The 19,487-nt window shown below is 73.2% G+C and carries 14 protein-coding genes and 1 tRNA gene; 9 read left to right on the forward strand and 6 right to left on the reverse strand.

Translation table 11 applies throughout. From position 1 onward, the window contains the following. Nucleotides 1-27: 27 nt before the first annotated feature. Nucleotides 28-1,149: a rhodanese-like domain-containing protein gene (locus ACIOHG_RS12100; RefSeq protein ID WP_400948688.1), complete on the reverse strand. Its 1,122-nt coding sequence runs from the start codon at nt 1,147-1,149 to the stop codon at nt 28-30. 216 nt (nt 1,150-1,365) lie between these two features. On the opposite strand from ACIOHG_RS12100, the gene ACIOHG_RS12105 reads away from it, so the two are divergent. After that, entirely contained in the window at nt 1,366-4,071 is a 2,706-nt protein-coding gene (locus ACIOHG_RS12105) for a SpoIIE family protein phosphatase (RefSeq protein WP_400948690.1), read from the forward strand. Between the two features lie 30 nt (nt 4,072-4,101). On the opposite strand, the gene ACIOHG_RS12110 is transcribed toward ACIOHG_RS12105, so the two are convergent. Together ACIOHG_RS12110 and ACIOHG_RS12115 are read right to left on the reverse strand one after the other, a co-directional pair. Then, nucleotides 4,102-4,869, reverse strand: a complete 768-nt coding sequence (locus ACIOHG_RS12110) for a hypothetical protein (protein ID WP_400948693.1) — start codon at nt 4,867-4,869, stop codon at nt 4,102-4,104. Between the two features lie 221 nt (nt 4,870-5,090). Further along, nucleotides 5,091-6,839 carry a phosphatidylglycerol lysyltransferase domain-containing protein gene (locus tag ACIOHG_RS12115; RefSeq protein WP_400948695.1) on the reverse strand — a complete coding sequence of 583 codons (1,749 nt, stop codon included), beginning with the start codon at nt 6,837-6,839 and terminating at the stop codon, nt 5,091-5,093. A gap of 218 nt (nt 6,840-7,057) precedes the next feature. Between ACIOHG_RS12115 and ACIOHG_RS12120 the strand changes: the two genes are divergently transcribed. Both ACIOHG_RS12120 and ACIOHG_RS12125 read left to right on the forward strand, forming a co-directional pair. Then, nucleotides 7,058-7,729, forward strand: a complete 672-nt coding sequence (locus tag ACIOHG_RS12120) for a response regulator (RefSeq protein WP_400948697.1) — start codon at nt 7,058-7,060, stop codon at nt 7,727-7,729. Beyond that, complete coding sequence (locus tag ACIOHG_RS12125) at nt 7,726-8,868, forward strand: sensor histidine kinase (protein WP_400948699.1); 1,143 nt, start codon at nt 7,726-7,728, stop codon at nt 8,866-8,868. The genes ACIOHG_RS12120 and ACIOHG_RS12125 overlap by 4 nt, the downstream gene beginning before the upstream one ends. Before the next feature lie 86 nt (nt 8,869-8,954). Here ACIOHG_RS12125 and ACIOHG_RS12130 read toward each other — a convergent pair. Next, nucleotides 8,955-9,038, reverse strand: a tRNA-Leu gene (locus tag ACIOHG_RS12130). A gap of 352 nt (nt 9,039-9,390) precedes the next feature. On the opposite strand from ACIOHG_RS12130, the gene ACIOHG_RS12135 reads away from it, so the two are divergent. The 6 genes from ACIOHG_RS12135 to pknB all read left to right on the forward strand — a co-directional run bounded on the left by ACIOHG_RS12135 (nt 9,391) and on the right by pknB (nt 17,665). Then, nucleotides 9,391-10,251 carry an FhaA domain-containing protein gene (locus ACIOHG_RS12135; RefSeq protein WP_400948702.1) on the forward strand — a complete coding sequence of 287 codons (861 nt, stop codon included), beginning with the start codon at nt 9,391-9,393 and terminating at the stop codon, nt 10,249-10,251. Nucleotides 10,252-10,263: 12 nt separating this feature from the next. Next, nucleotides 10,264-10,779, forward strand: a complete 516-nt coding sequence (locus tag ACIOHG_RS12140) for an FHA domain-containing protein (RefSeq protein ID WP_400948705.1) — start codon at nt 10,264-10,266, stop codon at nt 10,777-10,779. Nucleotides 10,780-10,824: 45 nt separating this feature from the next. Beyond that, on the forward strand, nt 10,825-12,351 hold the full coding sequence (locus ACIOHG_RS12145) for a PP2C family protein-serine/threonine phosphatase (RefSeq protein WP_400948706.1): 1,527 nt from the start codon (nt 10,825-10,827) through the stop codon (nt 12,349-12,351). 33 nt (nt 12,352-12,384) lie between these two features. Beyond that, entirely contained in the window at nt 12,385-13,884 is a 1,500-nt protein-coding gene (locus ACIOHG_RS12150) for an FtsW/RodA/SpoVE family cell cycle protein (RefSeq protein WP_400948709.1), read from the forward strand. Continuing rightward, complete coding sequence (locus ACIOHG_RS12155) at nt 13,881-15,338, forward strand: peptidoglycan D,D-transpeptidase FtsI family protein (protein ID WP_400948711.1); 1,458 nt, start codon at nt 13,881-13,883, stop codon at nt 15,336-15,338. Before ACIOHG_RS12150 ends, ACIOHG_RS12155 begins: the two co-directional genes overlap by 4 nt. 299 nt (nt 15,339-15,637) lie before the next feature. Beyond that, nucleotides 15,638-17,665, forward strand: coding sequence for a Stk1 family PASTA domain-containing Ser/Thr kinase (gene pknB, locus ACIOHG_RS12160; RefSeq protein ID WP_400948713.1), 2,028 nt, complete (start codon nt 15,638-15,640; stop codon nt 17,663-17,665). A gap of 85 nt (nt 17,666-17,750) precedes the next feature. On the opposite strand, the gene ACIOHG_RS12165 is transcribed toward pknB, so the two are convergent. Both ACIOHG_RS12165 and ACIOHG_RS12170 read right to left on the reverse strand, forming a co-directional pair. Further along, on the reverse strand, nt 17,751-18,482 hold the full coding sequence (locus ACIOHG_RS12165; protein ID WP_400948716.1) for a class E sortase: 732 nt from the start codon (nt 18,480-18,482) through the stop codon (nt 17,751-17,753). Between the two features lie 20 nt (nt 18,483-18,502). After that, a complete protein-coding gene (locus ACIOHG_RS12170; protein WP_400948718.1) occupies nt 18,503-19,486 on the reverse strand; it encodes a class E sortase in 984 nt (327 codons plus the stop codon). Nucleotide 19,487 lies beyond the last annotated feature (1 nt).

The raw sequence follows: 19,487 nt of genomic DNA on the forward strand, positions 1-19,487 counted from the left end.
CGTTCGAACAGGGGTCGGGGGCGACCGCTACAGGACGAACGGCTGCTGCCCGTCGCCGCCGACCATCGGACGGCCCGCGGCCTCCCAGGCGAACATCCCGCCGTCCACGTTCACCGCGTCCCGGCCGTTGGCCACCAGGTACTGCACCACCTGCGCGGACCGGCCGCCGACCCGGCACAGCACGTACAGCCGGCCCTCGGGCAGCTCGTCGAGCCGGGCCACCACCTGGCCGATCGGGATGTGCAGCGCGCCGTCCACGTGCCCGGCGTCCCACTCGTCCTGCTCGCGGACGTCGAGCAGGGCGGCGTCGGCGGGCACCGAGGCGGCGTCGGCGGTGGGCAGCTGAGCGAACATCTGGGGCGTCTCCTGAGGGGTTTCGGACGGTTCGTTCCGGCCATTGTCGGGCAGCAGCGCGGCCAGTCTCGCCTGCCGCTCGGCGGCGGTGGCCAGCAGCTGCTCGGCGAGGTCCTCCAGCAGCCGCTCCGGCTCGTCCGGGCGCAGCAGCAGGATCTCGCCCATCGGGGTGCGCTCCAGCCGGACCCGCTCCACGGCGAGCGCGGTGATCCGGCCGGTCAGCCACTCCAGGCGCTGGCGCAGCCAGGCCAGGCGGTCGGGGGAGTCGGCGGCGGGCGCCGAGTCCGGCGAGGTCGACCACTCCTCGGCCAGCTCGGCCAGCTGCCCGGCGTCGGCCAGCGCGTACGCCTCGTTGACCCGGGCGATGAACGCCGAGCGGCGCTCCTGCTCGGCCGGGTCGGTGGTCAGGTCGGGGTGGGCCCGCCGGGCCAGCTCCCGGTAGATCCGCTGGGCCTCCTTGGCCGGGCGGACCTTCCGGGCCTGCGGCTCGCCCTCGCGCGGCCCGCGCTCCGCGGCCGGCTCGACCCGCTCCCGGGCCTCCCGGGCCCGCCGCAGGTCCTCCGGGTCGCCGCTGAGCGCCGCCACCGACTCGGCGATCAGCGCGTCCAGCTCGTCGAGCTCGGCGTACAGCGGGCCGAGCAGCTGGTGGTGGGCGAGCGCGAAGTTGTCGATCTCCACCCGCAGGGTGGCCACGTCGACGTCCAGCGTCAGCCAGGCCAACTCGGCCGCCGCGACCCGCTCCTCCAGGTCCTGCCGCTCCGGGTCCGCCCACACCTCGACGCTCGGTACGCTCACCCGGACCACCCTACCGGGGCCCCGCGCGCGGCCCGCCGGGTGCGGGCGGAGCGCTCCCGGGGCGTGCCCGGAGCGACACGCAACTGATACGGACGAATCTGCCCGATTACCTACCTGAGGTCGGCATGTCCGTGCTTCATTTGAGGATGCGCGCAAGGACGCGCGCACCGGCCAGGAGGAGCAGCGAACAGCCACCAAAGGGGCAGACCGATATCCATGGCGCACCAGCCCAACTCCACACCGGACCGGGCCGACGGCCCGGGCGGCCACCCTGCCGGGGTGGTGGCACTGCTGCGGGTCGCCGCCGTGCTGGTGGACCCGGACGGCCGGATCGCCCTGTGGAACCGCACCGCCGAAGAACTGTTCGGGCACCGCGCCGAAGTCGCCCTCGGCCGCACCGCGCACGGCCTGCTGCCCGCCGTCGAACCCCGCCAGGACAGCGCCGCCCCCGCCCACCGCTGCGACGCCTTCGACACCCTCGACGACCTCACCCTGCACGGCCCGTGGGCCGGCGCGATGCCCGTGCACGACCGCGAGGAGCGGCTGCGCGACGTCCTCTGGTGGGCCTACCCGCTGGTCGAACCGGCCGGCCGCTCGCTGCTCGCGCTCGCCGCCGACGCCCGCCCGCTGCGCACCACCGGCCCGCGGATCGCCCTCGGCGAGCGCCTCGTCCCGTACGCCGCCGCGCCCGCCGCGGCCCGCCCGCAGCAGGTCACCGCCGTGCTGGCGCCGCCCGACGGCACGCCCTGCGAGGCGCTGTCCGGGCTGCTCCCGCCCGGCTCGCCGGAGCGCCGGGCCCGGCTGCTGGCCGCGATCGCCGCGGCCGGTGCGCCCGCCCTCGGGGTGGACGCCGCGACCCGGCTGCCGGTGGTGCCCTACCAGTCCTCGCCGGCCGGCCCGGCCGGCACCGCCCGGATCGCCGCCGGCCTGGGCCGCCGCTACCCGACCCCGCAGCAGCGCGCCGCCCAGCAGCGCGAGCGGGCCGCCCACCGGCCGGTGGAGCCGCCGCCCGGCACGGGTGTGCCGGGCCCACTCGGGGTACGGATACGGGCTGCCGGTCCCGCGGCCGCCCCGGAGGGCGCGCCGGGGCCCGGCAGCACCGTCCCAGGCCCGCGCGAAGCCGTCGGCCACGGCCCGACCCCGGGAGGCCCCGCCATCGACCCCGCAGCCGCAGCCGCCCCCGAACCGACCTCCGCCCCGGCGCCGGTGCCCGCGAGCCGCCCGGCCGTCCTCGGCGGCGTCGAGGTGATCCACGGGCTGCCCGACGACGCCGACCTGGCGCTGCTCGCCTCGGTCGGCAGCCAGGTCGGCACCACCCTCGACCTGGACACCACCGCCCGCGAACTCTGCGCGGTGCTGGTCCCCCGGGTCGCCGACTTCGCCTGCGTCGACCTGCTCGACGGCCTGATCTCGGACTCCGAGCTCCCGGCCGGCGCCCCCGACGACACCACCATGCTGCGCCGGGTCGCCCGCACCTTCAACGCCGCCCAGCAGCGCTGGAACCACGTGCTGGACGAGGGCGCGCTGCTGGCCATGCCCCGCTCCACCCCGCCCGGCCTGGCCCTGCAGGAGAACCGGCCGGTGCTGGTGCCGCTGATCTCCGCCGACGTCGCGGTCGACTACGCGGCCTCGCTGGGCGGCCCCGAGCTGGAGCCCGCCGTGGTGGGCCGCTCGATGCTGGTGCTGCCGCTGTCCGCCCGCGGCGCCGTGCTGGGCATCCTCAAGCTGCTGCGGCTCTCCGACCGGGCACCGTTCACCCGCTCCGACGCCGACACCCTGAAGGAGATCGCCGCCCGCGCCGCGCTCTCGCTGGACAACGCCCGGCTGCACCGGGCCGAGTCCAAGGTCGCCACCACCCTGCAGCGCTCGATGATCCCGACCCGCCCGCCGAAGATCCCCGGCGTGCAGATCGCCCACCGCTACATGCCCGGCGACCGCAAGGCCGAGGTCGGCGGCGACTGGTTCGACGCCATCCAGCTCCCCGGCAGCCGGGTCGCCCTGGTGGTCGGCGACGTGATGGGCCACGGCCTGCACTCGGCCGCCGCGATGGGCCGCTTCCGCACCGCCATGCAGACCCTGGCCGCCCTCGACCTGCCGCCCGGCCAGCTGCTGCGCCACCTCGACAACCTGGCCCAGAAGCTCGGCGACGACCACCTGGCGACCTGCCTGTACGCCGTCTACGACCCGATCAACCGCACCTGCGAACTCGCCTCCGCCGGCCACGTCCCGCCCGTCCTGGTCCACCCCGACGGCCGCGGCGAGCTGCTCGAACTGCCCTCCGGCGCACCGATCGGCGTCGGCGGGGTGCCCTTCCTCACCAAGAAGATCGACGTCTCGGACGGCTCGATGCTGGTGCTCTGCACCGACGGCCTGGTCGAGGTCCGCGGCGGCGACATAGGGGAGGGCCTGGCCGCGCTCTGCGGCAACCTGATCGACCCCAAGCAGACCCCGGACGAGGCCTGCGACCGGGTGCTGAACACCCTGCACTCCGACGACCGGCAGGACGACATCGCCCTGCTGGTGGCCCGCTTCGACGGCGTCCCGCCGACCGAGGTCGCCACCTGGCAGCTCGGCGTCACCGAGCTGGAGGTCGGCCGGGCCCGCCGCCTGGTCCGCGACCAGCTGGCCGCCTGGCGGCTGACGGCGCTCACCGAGACGGTCGAGCTGCTGGTCTCCGAACTGGTCACCAACGCCGTCCGGGTGGCCAGGTCCGAGGTGCAGCTCCAGCTGATCCGGGTCGACAAGCTGCTGGTCGAGGTCAGCGACGACAACCACAACCTGCCCTCGCTGGAGCCCGCCGAGTCGCTGTCCGAGCACGGCCGCGGCCTGAACCTGGTCAGCAAGCTGTCCGAGAAGTGGGGCACCGCCCGGAAGGCGGTCGGCAAGGTCGTCTACTTCGAGATGCCGCTGCCGCGCGGCTGAACGAGCCGCGCGGCTGAACGATTCGCCGGGTCAGGGCGTGACGGCCCTGGCCCGGCCCTGGGCGGCCACCGAGGTCGCCGCGCCGACGCCCGTCAGCACCCGCGGCCAGTAGTCGCCGAACACCTCGACCCAGACCGCGATCAGCACCGCCGCGCTCAGCGCCACCAGGTGTTCGAGGCCCGCCAGGTTCGGCAGCACCACGGCCTCCACCACCATCGACAGCACCACCGCCCCGCCCGTCCACCAGGCCCGGCAGCGGAACGCCACCACCACGGCCAGCGCCACCACCGCCGCCGAGGGGCCGGTGTCCCGCACGTGCGCCACCCAGCGCGGGAAGCCCAGGAAGTGGTGCGGGCCCAGCGCCACCGCGATCCGGGCGAACAGCGTGCCCGCCAGCGTGCAGACGTAGGCGACCACCAGGGTCAGCCGCCGGCCCAGCACGAGCTCGGCGATCCCGAACACCAGGAACACCTGTGCCAGCGCACCCCACACCGGCAGGTCCAGGGCCGGCACGTACAGCGACAGCGGCGTCCGCAGCAGCGACACGTCCAGCGGCAGGGCCGCCTTCACCACCCCGACCTCGGAGACCAGCCGGTCCCCGCCCGGCAGGTGCTGGACGATCGAGAACAGCAGCACCAGCGCGGTCGCCCCGGTCGCCAGCGGCAACGCCGCGAACCTCCGCCGCACCAGCTGGTCCTTCACCGTGCTGAACAGCGCCCCCCACTCGGCGACCGCGGCCCGGCGGAATACCGCCCACAGCCCCGACCGCACGCCCCCCGCGTGGGTGATCTGCTTCACGACCGGCTCTCCCGTCCCGAATCCGCCCGAATCCGGGCGGACGTCCTTCACGCGTTCTTCTACGCCTCGTCTCCGACCCTACGCATCGGATTAATCAACAGCATCAACTTAGAAGTCCGGACGAGTCATACCGGAGTCTGATGTCCAGGTCCGCTCCGCCCCCCGGCGGAGGGACCACCCCCCGTCCCCCGGTCCCACCGGGCCCGGGGGAAGCCGTGTCCTCAGCCGCCGCCGTGCCGGCGGCGGAACAGCGCCGGCATGCTCGGCACCGTGATGAAGCCCTCCGCGCGGGCCGAGGCGAGGCCGATCCGCGGAATCTCGCTGCTCTTCTCGAAGAGCAGATAACGCGGCTCCCAGATCGGCCGGTATTTCGCGTTCGCCCGGTAGAGGGACTCGATCTGCCACCAGCGCGAGAAGAAACCCAGCACCGAACGCCACAGCCGCAGCACCGGCCCGGCGCCCAGCTTGGAACCGCGCTCGAAAACCGACCGGAACATGGCGAAGTTCAGCGACACCCGCTCCAGTTCGACCTCCTTCGCCCGCTGCAGGAGTTCGATCACCATGAACTCCATCAGGCCGTTCTCGCTGTCCCGGTCGCGCCGCATCAGGTCCAGCGACAGGCCGTGCGCGCCCCACGGGACGAAGCTCAGCAGCGCCCGCAGCTCGCCCTCCCCGTCGAAGCACTCCAGCATCACGCAGCGCCCGTCGCCCGGGTCCCCGAGCCGGCCCAGCGCCATCGAGAAGCCGCGCTCGGTCGCGCCGTCCCGCCAGTGGTCGGCCTTCGCCACCAGCTCGGCCATCTCGCTCTCCGGGATGTCCTCGTGCCGCCGGATGCGCACCGTGTAGCCGGCCCGCTTGACCCGGTTGTAGGCCTGCCGGACCACCCGCATCGCGCGGCCGTCCAACGAGAACTCGTCCAGCTCGACGATCGCCTCGTCGCCCAGCTCCAGCGCGTCCAGCCCGTGCCGGGCGTAGATCACCCCGGCCTCCTCGGAGGCGCCCATCACGGCCGGCACCCAGGCGTGCTCGCGGGCCTCGGTCAGCCAGGCCTCGATCGCGCCCGGCCAGGCCTCCGGGTCGCCGATCGGGTCGCCGGAGGCCAGCGTCACGCCGCCCACCACCCGGTAGGCCACCGCCGCCTTGCCGGACGGCGAGAACACCACCGCCTTGTCCCGGCGCAGCGCGAAGTACCCCAGCGAGTCCCGCTCGCCCTGCCGGTCCAGCAGCTCGCGCAGCCGCCGCTCCTCCTCGTCGCTCTGCAGCTCCTCGCCGCGCGGCGAGCGGAACGCCACCCACAGCACCAGCAGGAACAGCACCGCGCTCATCGCGTTGATCACCGCGTTCACCCAGGTCGGCACGGAGACCACGTCGGCGATCCGCTCGGACGGCGCCAGGGTGATCATCCGGTGCACGGCGTAGCTGAACCGGGTACCGAAGTTCGCCCCCGGGACGGTGTTGGTCAGCTGCACCAGCAGCGAGCCGATCAGGCCGCCCAGCACCAGGCCGCCGAGGCCGGCCGCCACCGCCGTCTTCGGGTTCGAGCGGTCGCCCTTGGAGGTGAACTCCTTGCGCGACACCAGCAGCGCCAGCAGGAACAGCCCCGTCAGCACCACCGAGAAGTAGTTCCACGGGTGCGCGGCGTAGCGGTGGCCCAGGGAGAGCAGCAGCACGAAGCCGACGAAGGTCAGGCCCGCCAGCCCCGTGTTGAAGATCCACGCGGCCCGCTTGCGGCGGCGCATCGCCACCGCCAGGAACAGCGACAGCAGGACCGAGACCAGGCCGGCCGTCATCAGGTAGGGGGTGAAGAACTCCCCCTCGTTGTGGCGCTGCACCTGGTCCCGGAACGGCACCGAGAGCACCGCCACCAGGTTCAACAGGGCCATCAGGCGCAGGTACCAGACCGTCGAGGCGGCGGCCCTCGGCCGCCACCTCGCCAGCGGGCCTGGTTCCTCGCCCCGGGTGGGGGACACGGCCGAGCCAGCCGCCTTCACAGTGGACACAGCAACCATTCCAGACGATCGATCATCGGGGCGCATCCGCTCGCGGTCGCGCGCTCTCCACCCCGATTTCCATGGTTGCCCAGCGAAGATGAGAATTGCGTGAATCCGGTAGCGGATTCCTACCCCCGCCGATCGGCGGGGGTAGGGGGAGGCGCCGGGGCCGAAACCGCCCTCACCAGGGGAGAGACATGCCGACGATCCGGGTCCTGATCGTGGACGACGAGGTACTGGTCCGCTCCGGGCTCGGCCTGATCGTCGGCTCGGCGCCCGACCTGGAGGTGGTCGGCGACTGCTCCGGCGGCCAGGCCGAGGCACTGACCAGGGCGCTCGCCCCGCAGGTGGTGCTGCTCGACGTCCGGATGCCCGACCTGGACGGCATCAGCGTGCTGCGCCGGCTGCGCGCCCTGCCCGACCCGCCGGTGGTCGCCATGCTCACCACCTTCGACACCGACGAGTACATCGGCACCGCGCTGCGGGCCGGCGCGGCCGGCTTCCTGCTCAAGGACACCGCGCCCGAGCAGCTGGTGCACGCCGTCCGGGTGCTCGCCACCGGCGGCAGCGTGCTCTCCCCCACCGTGGCCCGCACCGTGATCAGCGGCTACGTCGACGGCGGCGGCCCCGACCTGGCCGCCGCCGCCCTCACCTGCCGGCTCACCGGCCGCGAGCTCGACGTGCTCGCGCTGCTCGGCGAGGGGCTCTCCAACTCCGAGATAGCGGACCGGCTGTTCCTCGGCACCGGCACCGTCAAGGACCACATCAGCGCCATCCTCGGCAAGCTCGGCGCCGCGAACCGGGTCCAGGCCGCCGTCCTCGCGCACCGGGCCGGCCTGGTCCGCGACCACCGGAACGGCGCCGAGTGACCGTCCCGGCGCCCGCCGCCGACCGCTGGGCCCGGCTGCGCTCCCCCCGCGTCACCCTGGTCGCGCCGGTGCTGCTCGCCGCGCTGGACTCCGCGCTGGTCGCCAAGGGCTCCGCGCCCTGGCAGCTCGCGCTCTCCGCGCTCTCCGTGCTCGCCCTGCTCTGGCGCCGCCGCCACCCGCTGCCGGTGGTGCTGCTCACCCTCCCCGGGGCCTTCTTCAACGAGATCTGGCTGGCGCCCGTCACCGCCGTCTACGCCGTCGCCGCGGCCTGGCCCGGGCCCCGGGTGCCGGTCGCCTCCGCCACCGCCTTCGCCCTGGTCGAGCTCTTCCACTGGCCGGTCGCCGCGGACCTGTTCGTGCTCAGTCGCGACAACGCCCTGTACGCCATCCAGTCGGTGATGCTCGGCGCCGGGCCGGCCGCGCTCGGCCGGCTCGCCCGGACCCGGCGCGAGCTCGCCGAACGGGTCGAGGAGCTGACCGCCGGCCGCCGCCGGGAGAGCCGGCTGCTCGCCGAGCAGGTGCTCACCGCCGAACGCGCCCGGCTCGCCCGGGAGATGCACGACGTGGTCTCCCACCAGGTCAGCCTGATCTCCGTGCAGGCCGGGGCGCTCCAGGTGTCCAGCACCGACCCGGCCGCCCGGGACGGCGCCCGCACCATCCGCGAGCTGTCCGTCCGCACCCTGGAGGAGCTCCGGCAGATGGTCGGCGTGCTGCGCACCTCCGGGGCCGGGCAGGGCACCCCGCTCGCCCCGCAGCCCACCCTGGCCGACCTGCCCCGGCTGATCGACGGCAGCGGCCTGCCCGTCGCCCGGCGGCTCGACCCGGGCCGCCGGGACTGGCCGGAAGCGGTCGAACGGGCCGCCTACCGGACCGTCCAGGAGGGGCTCACCAACATCCGGAAGCACGCGCCCGGCGCCGAGGTCACCGTCCGGGTGGCCGCCCGCGGCCACCGGCTGCACGTCGAGGTCCGCAACGGGCCGCCCACCGGACCCGCCCCCGCCGCCCCGCTCCCCGGCGGCGGCCACGGCCTGGTCGGCCTGCGCGAGCGCGCCGCTCTGCTCGGCGGCACCTTCACCGCCGCCCCCACCTCCGACGGCGGCTTCGCCCTGCACGCCGTCCTCCCCGCCTCCGGCGCCTGACCGCGGCACCACGGGCACCGCGCAGAAGAAGGGCCCCGGGAGAACGAGAAAGCCCCGCAGATCCGTAGATCTGCGGGGCTTCGCTGTGCGCGAGGGGGGAGTTGAACCCCCACGCCCTTTCGGGCACTGGAACCTGAATCCAGCGCGTCTGCCTATTCCGCCACCCGCGCAAGGGTGTTGTCTTCAGATGCTTACCGCTCTTCCGACTCGTTGAGAAGCTTACCGCATCTCTCCGGGTCTTCCGTTCGGCTCCCTCTCGGGCGCCCCTTCCGACATGGAAAACATTAGCACGCCCCACGCCGCACCTGCGAATCCATTCCCCCCGGCACCCCGCACGGACCCCGGCGGGCCGCAACCGCGGCGGAGGCGAACGAGTGATCGGACCGTCCGACGGGTACCCCTCCGAACGCGACCTGCCCGGGGAACCGTACGGAAGGGCCGGGCGTGGATACGATCAGTACGGAAGTACCGCCATCAAGCCGACGAGCCGGCCCGACCGACGCCCTGAGAGGGGGTGCCCCCGTGGGAGTCCTGAAGAAGTTCGAGCAGCGACTCGAAGGTCTGGTGAACGGCACCTTCGCCAAGGTGTTCAAGTCCGAGGTCCAGCCGGTGGAGATCGCCGGAGCGCTGCAGCGCGAGTGCGACAACAACGCCAGCATCTGGAACCGCGACCGCACGGTCGTCCCGAACGACTTCATCGTCGAGCTCAGCCCGCACGACCACGAGCGGCTCAGCCCGTACGCCGCCCAGCTCGGCACCGAACTGGCCGGGATGGTGCGGGAGTACGCCGAGGCGCAGCGGTACAGCTTCATGGGCCCGCTCCAGGTCGCCCTGGAGAAGGCCGACGACCTGGACACCGGCCTCTACCGGGTGCGCAGCCGCACGCTCGCCGCCGAGGAGGCCGCGCCGGCCGCGCCGCCGGCCGCTCCGCCCGGGTACGGCCGCCAGCCCACCCCGCCCGCGCCGGGCGCCCCCTGGCACCAGGGCGCGGCCGCCCCCTACGGCGCGCCGCCGCCGCCCACCGCCCCGCCCGCGATGCCGTCCGCCCCGCCCACCGCGGGCAACGTGCGCCCCTTCCCGGGCGCCGGGCACGGCGGCGCGGGCACCCGGCGCTGGGTCGAGGTGAACGGCGCCCGGCACCAGATCAGCCAGAACGCGGTGGTGCTGGGCCGCTCCACCGAGGCGGACATCCGGATCGACGACCCCGGGGTGTCCCGCAAGCACGCGGAGATCCGCCCCGGGACGCCCGCGATGGTGCTGGACCTCGGGTCCACCAACGGCATCGTGGTGGACGGACAGCACACCCAGCGCGCTACGCTCCGCGACGGCTCCCGGATCGTCCTGGGGTCGACCACCATCGTCTACCGACAGGTCGAAGGGTAGAAGCGGGCCGGTATGTCTGATCTGACCCTGACGGTCATGCGGCTGGGGTTCCTCGCCGTCCTCTGGCTGTTCGTCATCGTCGCGGTGCAGGTGATCCGCGGTGACCTGTTCAACACCAAGGCCGCCGCGCGCCCCGCCCAGCGGTCCGCCGCCGCGCCGGCCCCCGCCGGGGCCGCCCGCCCGCCGCAGGGGCCGCCCGCCGCCGCCCAGCAGCAGGCCAGGCAGCGCCGCGGCCAGCCGACCCACCTGGTGGTGACCCAGGGCTCGCTGGCCGGAACGACGGTCGCGCTGCAGGGCCAGACCATCACGCTCGGGCGGGCGCACGACTCCACCATCGTCCTCGACGACGACTACGCCTCCTCCCGGCATGCCAGGATCTACCCGGATCGGACTGGGCAGTGGACGGTGGAGGATCTAGGCTCCACCAACGGCACCTATCTGGACCGGCAGCGGCTCACCACCCCGATGCCGCTCCAGCTCGGCGTGCCGATCAGAATCGGCCGGACCGTCATCGAACTGCGGAAGTAGTCAGCGCATGAGGACCAGCTCCACCCGAAGGAGGGCCCGGACAGCATGAGTCTCGTGCTGCGCTTCGCCGCCGGCTCGCACAAGGGCCTGATCCGCGAGGGGAACGAGGACTCCGGCTACGCCGGGCCGCGGCTGCTCGCGGTGGCCGACGGCATGGGTGGGGCGGCGGCCGGCGAGGTCGCCTCCTCCGAGGTGATCGGGTCGATCGTCCGCCTCGACGAGCCGAACCCCGGCACCGACCTGCTGAGCCTGCTCAACGAGGCGGTGCAGACCGCCAACGACCGGCTCCGGCAGATGGTCGAGCAGGACCCGCAGCTGGAGGGCATGGGCTGCACCCTGACCGCGCTGCTCTGGGACGGCCGCCGGCTGGGCCAGGTGCACATCGGCGACTCCCGGGCCTACCTGCTGCGGGACGGCCGGCTCGACCAGATCACCCAGGACCACACCTGGGTGCAGCGGCTGGTCGACGAGGGCCGGATCACCGCCGAGGAGGCCGAGACCCACCCGCAGCGCTCGCTGCTGATGCGCGCCCTGGACGGCCGCGGCCAGGTCGAGCCCGACCTGTCGATCCGCGAGGTCCGGGCCGGCGACCGCTACCTGATCTGCTCCGACGGCCTGTCCGGCCCGGTCAGCCACCAGACCCTGGAGGAGACGCTCGGCAGCTACTACGCGCCCGAGCAGACCATCCAGGAGCTGATCCAGCTGGCGCTGCGCGGCGGCGGCCCGGACAACATCACCTGCATCGTCGCCGACGTGATCGACGTCGGCGCCACCGACACCCTCAGCGGCCTGGCCGTCGAGGCCCCCGTGGTGGTCGGGGCGGTCGCCGACAGCCAGCCGCACCACTTCACCGACCCGCAGCTGCTGGACACCCCGGCCGGCCGCGCCGCCGGCCTCGGCCGCGGCCCCGCCGCGCAGCCCCCGCAGGGCGCCTTCGGGCCCGCCCAGGGCTACGCGGGCGGTTACGAGCAGCAGCCCGGCTACGGCGCCCCGGCCGGCGACTTCGGCCCCCCCGAGGGCTACCTCGGGGACGGCTACGGCGAGGGCGGCTACGGCGAGGGCGGCTACGGGGAGGGCGGCGAGGGCGAGTTCGGCGCGGCCACCGAGCCGTACGGGAGCCCGGCGCCGACCAGCCGGCGGAAGAAGAAGCGCGGCCTGAAGCTGACCGTGGTCGGCCTGCTGGTGCTGGCGCTGCTCGGGGCCGGCGGCTTCTTCGCCTGGCAGTGGAACCAGGACCAGTACTACGTCGGCGCGCAGGACGGCCACGTCGCCCTCTACCGGGGGCTGGACCAGGACCTGTTCGGCCTGAAGCTCAGCTCGGTCGACCACCAGTACACCGAGATCGAGACCAGGTTCCTGACCGCCGACCAGCGCGACAAGCTGGCCAACGCCACCCAGGCGGGCAGCCGCGGCGAGGCCGAGAAGCAGGTCGACGCCCTGCGGGCGCAGGCCGCCGTCTGCAAGAAGCTCGCCGAGTCCAAGCAGGCCCCCGTCACCGAGGGCAGCACGCCGTCCGCCCCGCCGCTGACCGAGCAGGAGCAGCAGCTCGCCGCGTCCTGCGCGGCGCAGTAGGCCGCGGGCGAACCCGGGGGGTTTCACACAGGCATGAGCACCTTCGAGCAGAGCGGCTCCGCCGCGCCCGCGGGCCGGGGGCGGCGGCGCCGCCTCACCGATCCGGTCACCGTGGACGGCGCGCCGACCCCGCGGAACACCGAACTGCTGATGCTGGCCTTCGCGGTCGCCGTCCCGATGCTGGCGTACGCCAACGTCGGGCTAGCGATGGACGACAAACTGCCCGGCGACCTGCTGAAGTACGGGCTCGGCATGGGCACGCTGGCGGCCTTCGCGCACCTGGCGGTGCGCCGGTTCGCGCCGTACGCGGACCCGCTGCTGCTGCCGCTGGCCACGCTGCTGAACGGGCTCGGCGTGGTGATGATCTGGCGGCTCGACAAGGCCGGCAAGCTGCTCGCCAACAACTACCCGGCGGCCGGGAACCAGCTGATGTGGTCCGGGCTCGGGATCGCCTTCTTCATCGGCGTGGTGCTGCTGCTGAAGGACCACCGCATCCTGCAGCGCTACACCTACATCTCGATGGTGGTGGCGCTGGTGCTGCTCGCCGCGCCGGCCTTCTTCCCGTCCCGGGCCGAGGACTTCGGCGCGAAGATCTGGATCAGGTTCGGCTCGTTCTCGATCCAGCCCGGCGAGTTCGCCAAGATCATCCTGACGGTGTTCTTCGCCGGCTTCCTGATGGTCAAGAAGGACGCCCTGGCGCTGGCCAGCCGCAAGTTCATGGGCCTGTACCTGCCGCGCGGGCGCGACCTGGGCCCGATCATCGTGGTCTGGCTGCTGTCGATCCTGATCCTCGTCTTCGAGACCGACCTGGGCACCTCGTTCCTGTTCTTCGGCCTGTTCGTGGTGATGCTGTACGTCGCCACCGAGCGGACCAGCTGGATCGTCTTCGGTCTGCTGATGTCCTTCGGCGGCGCGGCGGTGGTGGCCACCTCCGAGCCGCACGTGAAGACCCGGATCAACGCCTGGCTGGACCCGATGGCCGCGTTCGGGCCGAACGCGCCGAAGCAGTCCTCGGAGCAGATCGGGCAGACCCTGATGTCGCTCGGCTCCGGCGGCACCGTCGGCACCGGGCTGGGGCAGGGCCGCAGCTGGCTGATCCAGTTCGCGGCGAAGAGCGACTTCATCCTCGGCTCGTTCGGCGAGGAGCTGGGCCTGACCGGCCTGATGGCGCTGTTCATGCTCTACGGGCTGGTGGTCCAGCGCGGCCTGCGGACGGCGCTGGCGGCCCGCGACCCGTTCGGCAAGCTGCTGGCGGTCGGCCTGAGCTCGGCGTTCGCGCTCCAGGTGTTCGTGGTCGCGGGCGGCGTCACCGGTCTGATCCCGCTGACCGGCATGACGATGCCGTTCCTGGCCCAGGGCGGTTCCTCGGTGGTGGCGAACTGGGCCCTGATCGCCGTCCTGATGAAGATCAGCGACACCGCGCGGCGCCCGGCCGTCGAACCCGCCGCCATCCCGGAACCGGCCGGGCCGGACCGCCGCGGACCGGCGGCCGGCCTCGGGGCACCGGACCAGAGCAGGGGAGCGTCCTCGTGAACAAGCCGATCCGCCGGGTGTCGATCTTCTGCCTGGTCCTGATCCTCGCCCTGCTGGTCCGGGTGAACTGGGTGCAGGGCGTCCAGGCGTCGGCCTGGGCGACCAACAGCCACAACGACCGGGTGAAGTACGACCGGTACGCCTACCCGCGCGGCAACATCATCGTCGGCGGCCAGGCCGTCACCAAGTCCGACTTCGTCAACGGCCTGCGCTACAAGTACAAGCGGGCCTGGGTGGACGGGGCGATGTACGCACCGGTCACCGGCTACTCCTCGCAGGCCTTCGACTCGACCCAGCTGGAGAAGCTGGAGGACGGCGTGCTGTCCGGCTCGGACTCCCGGCTGTTCTTCCGCAACACCCTGGACATGCTGACCGGCAAGCCCAAGCAGGGCGGCGACGTGGTCACCACCATCGACCCGAAGGTGCAGCGGGCCGGCTTCGAGGGCCTGGGCGACAAGAAGGGCGCGGCGGTGGCGATCGACCCGCGCACCGGGGCGATCCTGGGCCTGGTCTCCACCCCGTCCTACGACCCGACCACCTTCTCCGGCGGCGCCGACTCCGACGCCAAGGCGAAGGCCGCGCTGGACGCCGACCCGAACAAGCCGCTGCTCAACCGGGCGCTGCGGGAGACCTACCCGCCCGGTTCGACCTTCAAGCTGGTCACCGCGGCGACCGCGTTCGAGGCCGGCAAGTACCAGAACCCGACCGACACCACCGACACCCCGAACCCGTACGTCCTGCCGGGCACCAGCACCGAGCTGAAGAACTCCAGCGCCACCGAGCCCTGCCAGAACGCCACCGTGCAGGACGCGATGGACCTGTCCTGCAACACGGTGTTCGGCAAGATGGGCGCCGAGCTGGGCGGCGACAAGCTGCGCGCCCAGGCCGAGAAGTTCGGCTTCAACAACGACCAGGTGGACATCCCGATCCGGGCCTCGGCCAGCTTCTTCCCGAAGGGCTCGGCGCCCGACGGCACCGCGATGGACGCGATCGGCCAGCACGACACCCGGGCCACCCCGCTGCAGATGGCCATGGTCGCGGCGGCGATCTGCAACAACGGCTCGCTGATGCAGCCGTACCTGGTCGCCCAGGAGGGCTCGGCCGGGAACGTGATCTCCACCCACACCGAGCACCAGCTGTCCCAGGCGGTGTCCCCCGCCACCGCGCAGAAGCTGCAGCAGCTGATGGAGTCGGTGGTGCAGAACGGCACCGGCAAGAACGCGAAGATCCCGGGCGTGACGGTCGGCGGCAAGACCGGCACCGCGCAGCACGGCCAGGACAACTCGGGCCTGCCGTTCGCCTGGTTCGTCTCCTACGGCAAGACCGCGGACGGCAAGCAGGTCGCGGTCGCGGTGGTGGTCGAGGACGGCGCCGCCGAGCGCAACGAGATCACCGGCGGCGGCCTGGCCGCGCCGATCGCCAAGGCGATGATGCAGGCGTCGCTGGGGAAGTAGCGGCCGGTCGCATGCGTCACATTCCGGCCGCCGGTCCTCGATCGGTGGCCGGAATTGTCACAATGGGACGGTCCTGATCGGTACCGGTCTGGTCTCGGCCGCCGTCCTGCGCGGGGCCGCTCAGGTTCGCCCGGTAGCGTATCCGCCAGCAGCGGGTGTACCCGCAGCCCGAACCGCGGCCGGCACGGCCGCGGGGCCGGGGCCGTGAAACCACCGCGGCCGCGGCCGCGTCCAAGACAGAGCGTGCGGGGACACCTACGTCACATCCTCACCGGCCGGTGGGGGAGAGGGTCGGAGATATGGAAGAGCCTCGTCGTCTAGGCGGCAGGTACGAGCTCGGCGGCGTCCTCGGACGCGGTGGCATGGCCGAGGTGTACCTCGCCCACGACACCCGGCTCGGCCGTACGGTCGCGGTGAAGACCCTCCGCACCGACATGGCCCGCGACCCGTCGTTCCAGGCCCGGTTCCGCCGCGAGGCGCAGTCCGCGGCCTCGCTGAACCACCCGGCCATCGTCGCGGTCTACGACACCGGCGAGGACTACATCGACGGGATCTCCATCCCGTACATCGTCATGGAGTACGTCGAGGGCTCCACCCTGCGCGAACTGCTGCACACCGGGCGGCGGCTGCTGCCCGAGCGGGCGCTGGAGATGACCATCGGCATCCTGCAGGCGCTGGAGTACTCGCACCGGGCCGGCATCGTGCACCGCGACATCAAGCCCGCCAACGTCATGCTGACCCGGCAGGGCAACGTCAAGGTGATGGACTTCGGCATCGCCCGCGCCATGGGCGACGCCGGCATGACGATGACCCAGACCTCCGCGGTCATCGGCACCGCCCAGTACCTCTCCCCCGAGCAGGCCAAGGGCGAGACCGTCGACGCCCGCTCCGACCTGTACTCCACCGGCTGCCTGCTGTACGAACTCCTCACCGTGCGACCGCCGTTCATCGGCGACTCACCGGTCGCGGTGGCCTACCAGCACGTCCGCGAGGAGGCCGCCCCGCCGTCCGCGTACGACCCGGAGATCCGCCCGGAGATCGACGCGATCGTACTGAAGGCGCTGGCCAAGGAGCGCGACTACCGCTACCAGTCCGCCGACGAGATGCGCGACGACATCGAGCGCTTCCTCGACGGCCTGCCGGTGGCCGCCGCCCAGCAGGCCGCCTACGGCATGGGCGCGGCCGGCTACGGCTACGACCAGGGCGGCCACCAGTACGACCCGTACGGCCAGACCAACGTGCTGCCGCAGCAGGGCGGCGTCCCGACCGCGATGATGCAGCCGGCCGGTGGCCCGCAGCAGGGCTACGGCGGCTACGACGACGGCCGGGGCGGCTACGAGGACGAGCGCGAGGAGCGCGGCAGCCGGCGGCGCGAGGACCCCCCGAAGAAGAACAACACCTCCTGGATCGTCCTGGCCGTCGCGGCGGTGCTGGTCCTGGTCGGCGCCTTCTTCGTGGTGCAGGCCATGGTGAAGACCAACACCGGCGGCGGCAAGGTCGCGGTGCCGAACCTGGTCGGCAAGACGCTGGCCGACGCACAGGCCGCGGCGAAGGCGCAGAACCCGGACCTGACGGTGGTCGCGGGCGACCCGGTGCAGTGCCCGGACGTGAAGGTCCAGAAGGACCAGGTCTGCACCCAGGATCCGGCCGTCGGCACCGAGGTCGCCACCAAGAGCAAGATCACCGTGCACCTGTCCTCCGGCCCCACCCAGGCCGACGTCCCCGACGTCACCGGCCAGACCAAGGACGCCGCCACGGCGGCCCTGAAGGGCAAGGGCTTCGAGGTCGTCGTCAACTACGCCAACGACGACAAGGTCGAGCAGGACAAGGTCATCTCGCAGAACCCGACCGGCAAGGCCGCCGCGGGCGCCACCGTCACGCTGAGCGTCTCCTCCGGCCAGCAGAAGGTCTCCGTCCCGAACGTGATCGGCCAGGCCCAGGACAACGCCAGCCAGGTGCTGAACGACGCCGGCTTCACCCCCGTGGTGAAGACCCAGACCGTCACCGACAGCACCAAGGTGGGCCAGGTCCTCGACCAGACCCCGAAGACCGGCCAGTTCAAGAAGGGCACCTCGGTCACCCTCACGGTCGGCAAGATGGCCGACAAGGCGACGGTGCCGATCACCGCGGGCCGCACCTACAAGCAGGTCTTCGCCGACCTGCAGCAGCGCGGCCTCACCCCGCAGGTGGTGGCCGGCCCGCAGGACGAGAACGCGGTCGTGATCCAGAGCGACCCGCCGTCCGGCACCCAGGTCGACCCGGCCACCGTCATCCGGCTGTGGACCAGGCCCGGCGAGAAGACCACGCCGCCCACCGGCGGCAACTGACCGGGGATCAACGCCGAGGGGCCGCACCGTTCGTGACGAATGGTGCGGCCCCTCGGCGTTGACGGGCCCGCGGACCGACGGGGCGTCAGCGCAGCTCGGCCGGCGGGGTGCGCCGCGCGTCCACCGGGTCGACCCGGACCAGCTGCGCCCACACCGCCATCCGGTAGCGGGAGGTGTACACCGGCGTGCAGGTGGTCAGCGTCAGGTAGCGGCCCGGGCCGGTGAACGGCGAGCCCTGCGGGACGGGGGCGACCACGCCCACGTTGAACTTGGAGGTCTGCGGCAGCGTCCCGGCGACCTTGTAGACGTACCAGGCGTCCTTGGTCTCCACCACCACCGGGTCGCCGGCCGCCAGCTTGTCCAGGTCGTGGAACTTGGCGCCGTGGCCGTCCCGGTGCGCGGCGAGCGTGAAGTTGCCCTGCGCGTCCCAGGGCATCGCGGAGCGGTACGGCTCCTCGTACACCCCGGCCACGCCCTCGTTCAGCACCTCCGGCGCGGTGCCCATCTTGATCATTATCTGGTTGCCCCGGCCGAGCGCCGGGACGTGCAGGAAGCCCACCCCGTCCCCGGGCGCGTACACCGGCGCGGCGGGCGTGCTCCCCCCGCCGCCCCCGGGCGGCGCCGACGGGGCCGTCCAGGTCTGCCGGAGCCGGTCCCCGGCCTGCCCGGCGGAGCGGTCCGCCACCACGTCCGTCCACCAGAGCGAGTAGGCGACGAACAGGCCCATCAGCAGCCCGAGCGTGATCAGCAGCTCGCCCGTCACCCCCAGGACCGCCGCGAACCGCCCGCGCTTCGGCTTGCCGTGCCGTTTCCCCATGCTGTGCCGTGCCTCGCTGCTCAGTTCTGCCCCGCCAGCGCCTCGGGCCGGCCTTGGCTCCGCGGCCGTTCCTCGACCATCTTGCCAAAGACGATCAACCGCGAGGTGGCGCTGTACTCCGGGGTGCAGGTGGTCATCGTCAGGTAGCGGCCGGGCCCGGTGAAGGGGGAGCCCTTCGGCACGGGCTTCAGCACCGCCACGTTGGTCGGCGGCGTCACCGGGATGCCGCCCACCACCTCGTAGGTGTAGTACGCCGTCGCGGTCTCCACCACGACCTTGTCGCCCGGCACCAGCCTGGTGATGTACCGGAACGGCTCGCCGTGCGTGGTGCGGTGCGCGGCCACCGCGAAGTTCCCGCTCGGGTCGGACGGCATCGCGGTGCCCGCGTAGTGGCCCACCAGGCCCTTGTCGAGCACCTGCTGCTTGTTGGTGCCCTCGGCGATCGGGTACCGCAGGCCGAGCTTCGGGATGTGGATGAGGGCGAAGCCCTGCCCGGGCTCGAACGCGGTCTGCGGCGCCGCCGTCGCCCCGCCGCCGGATGCCCCGGCCGGGCCGGTCTGCGGCTGCGCCCACTGCTGCTCCAGCCGCTTGCCGGCCGCGTCGGCGGCCTGGTCGGCCTGCAGGTTGGTCCACCACAGCTGGTAGGAGACGAACAGCAGCAGGACCAGGCCGAGGGTGATGAACCACTCCCCCACCAGCCGGGCCGCCCGCACCCGGCGCCGCTCCTTGGGCCGCGGCGGGCGCGGCCCGGCGGCCCGCCCGACCGCCCGGCGCCGCCCGGTGCCCGGCTTCAGCCCGACCCGGCGCCCTCCCCCGCCGTCCTCCGGCTGCCCGCCGCCGCTCGGCTCCCCGCCCCGGCCGGACGGCGGCTCCGCGGCCGCGGCGGGCAGCCGGAGCCGCAGGGTCTGCTCGACGAGTTGCTCGCCCGGCGACACGTAGACGCTCCAGTCGTCCGGATCGCCGAGCTCTCCGGAGACGCCCCCCTCCGGGCGCACGGCCGTCACG

This window comes from Kitasatospora sp. NPDC088134, from assembly GCF_044741705.1.
GTDB lineage: Bacteria > Actinomycetota > Actinomycetes > Streptomycetales > Streptomycetaceae > Kitasatospora.

What these genes read in the sequence shown, in the direction of transcription:
- ACIOHG_RS12105 (WP_400948690.1), top strand. Translation starts at nt 1,366, where the DNA reads ATGGCGCACCAGCCCAACTCCACACCGGACCGGGCCGACGGCCCGGGC.
- ACIOHG_RS12120 (WP_400948697.1), top strand. Translation starts at nt 7,058, where the DNA reads ATGCCGACGATCCGGGTCCTGATCGTGGACGACGAGGTACTGGTCCGC.
- ACIOHG_RS12140 (WP_400948705.1), top strand. Translation starts at nt 10,264, where the DNA reads ATGTCTGATCTGACCCTGACGGTCATGCGGCTGGGGTTCCTCGCCGTC.
- ACIOHG_RS12145 (WP_400948706.1), top strand. Translation starts at nt 10,825, where the DNA reads ATGAGTCTCGTGCTGCGCTTCGCCGCCGGCTCGCACAAGGGCCTGATC.
- ACIOHG_RS12150 (WP_400948709.1), top strand. Translation starts at nt 12,385, where the DNA reads ATGAGCACCTTCGAGCAGAGCGGCTCCGCCGCGCCCGCGGGCCGGGGG.
- pknB (WP_400948713.1), top strand. Translation starts at nt 15,638, where the DNA reads ATGGAAGAGCCTCGTCGTCTAGGCGGCAGGTACGAGCTCGGCGGCGTC.
- ACIOHG_RS12165 (WP_400948716.1), bottom strand. Translation starts at nt 18,482, where the DNA reads ATGGGGAAACGGCACGGCAAGCCGAAGCGCGGGCGGTTCGCGGCGGTC.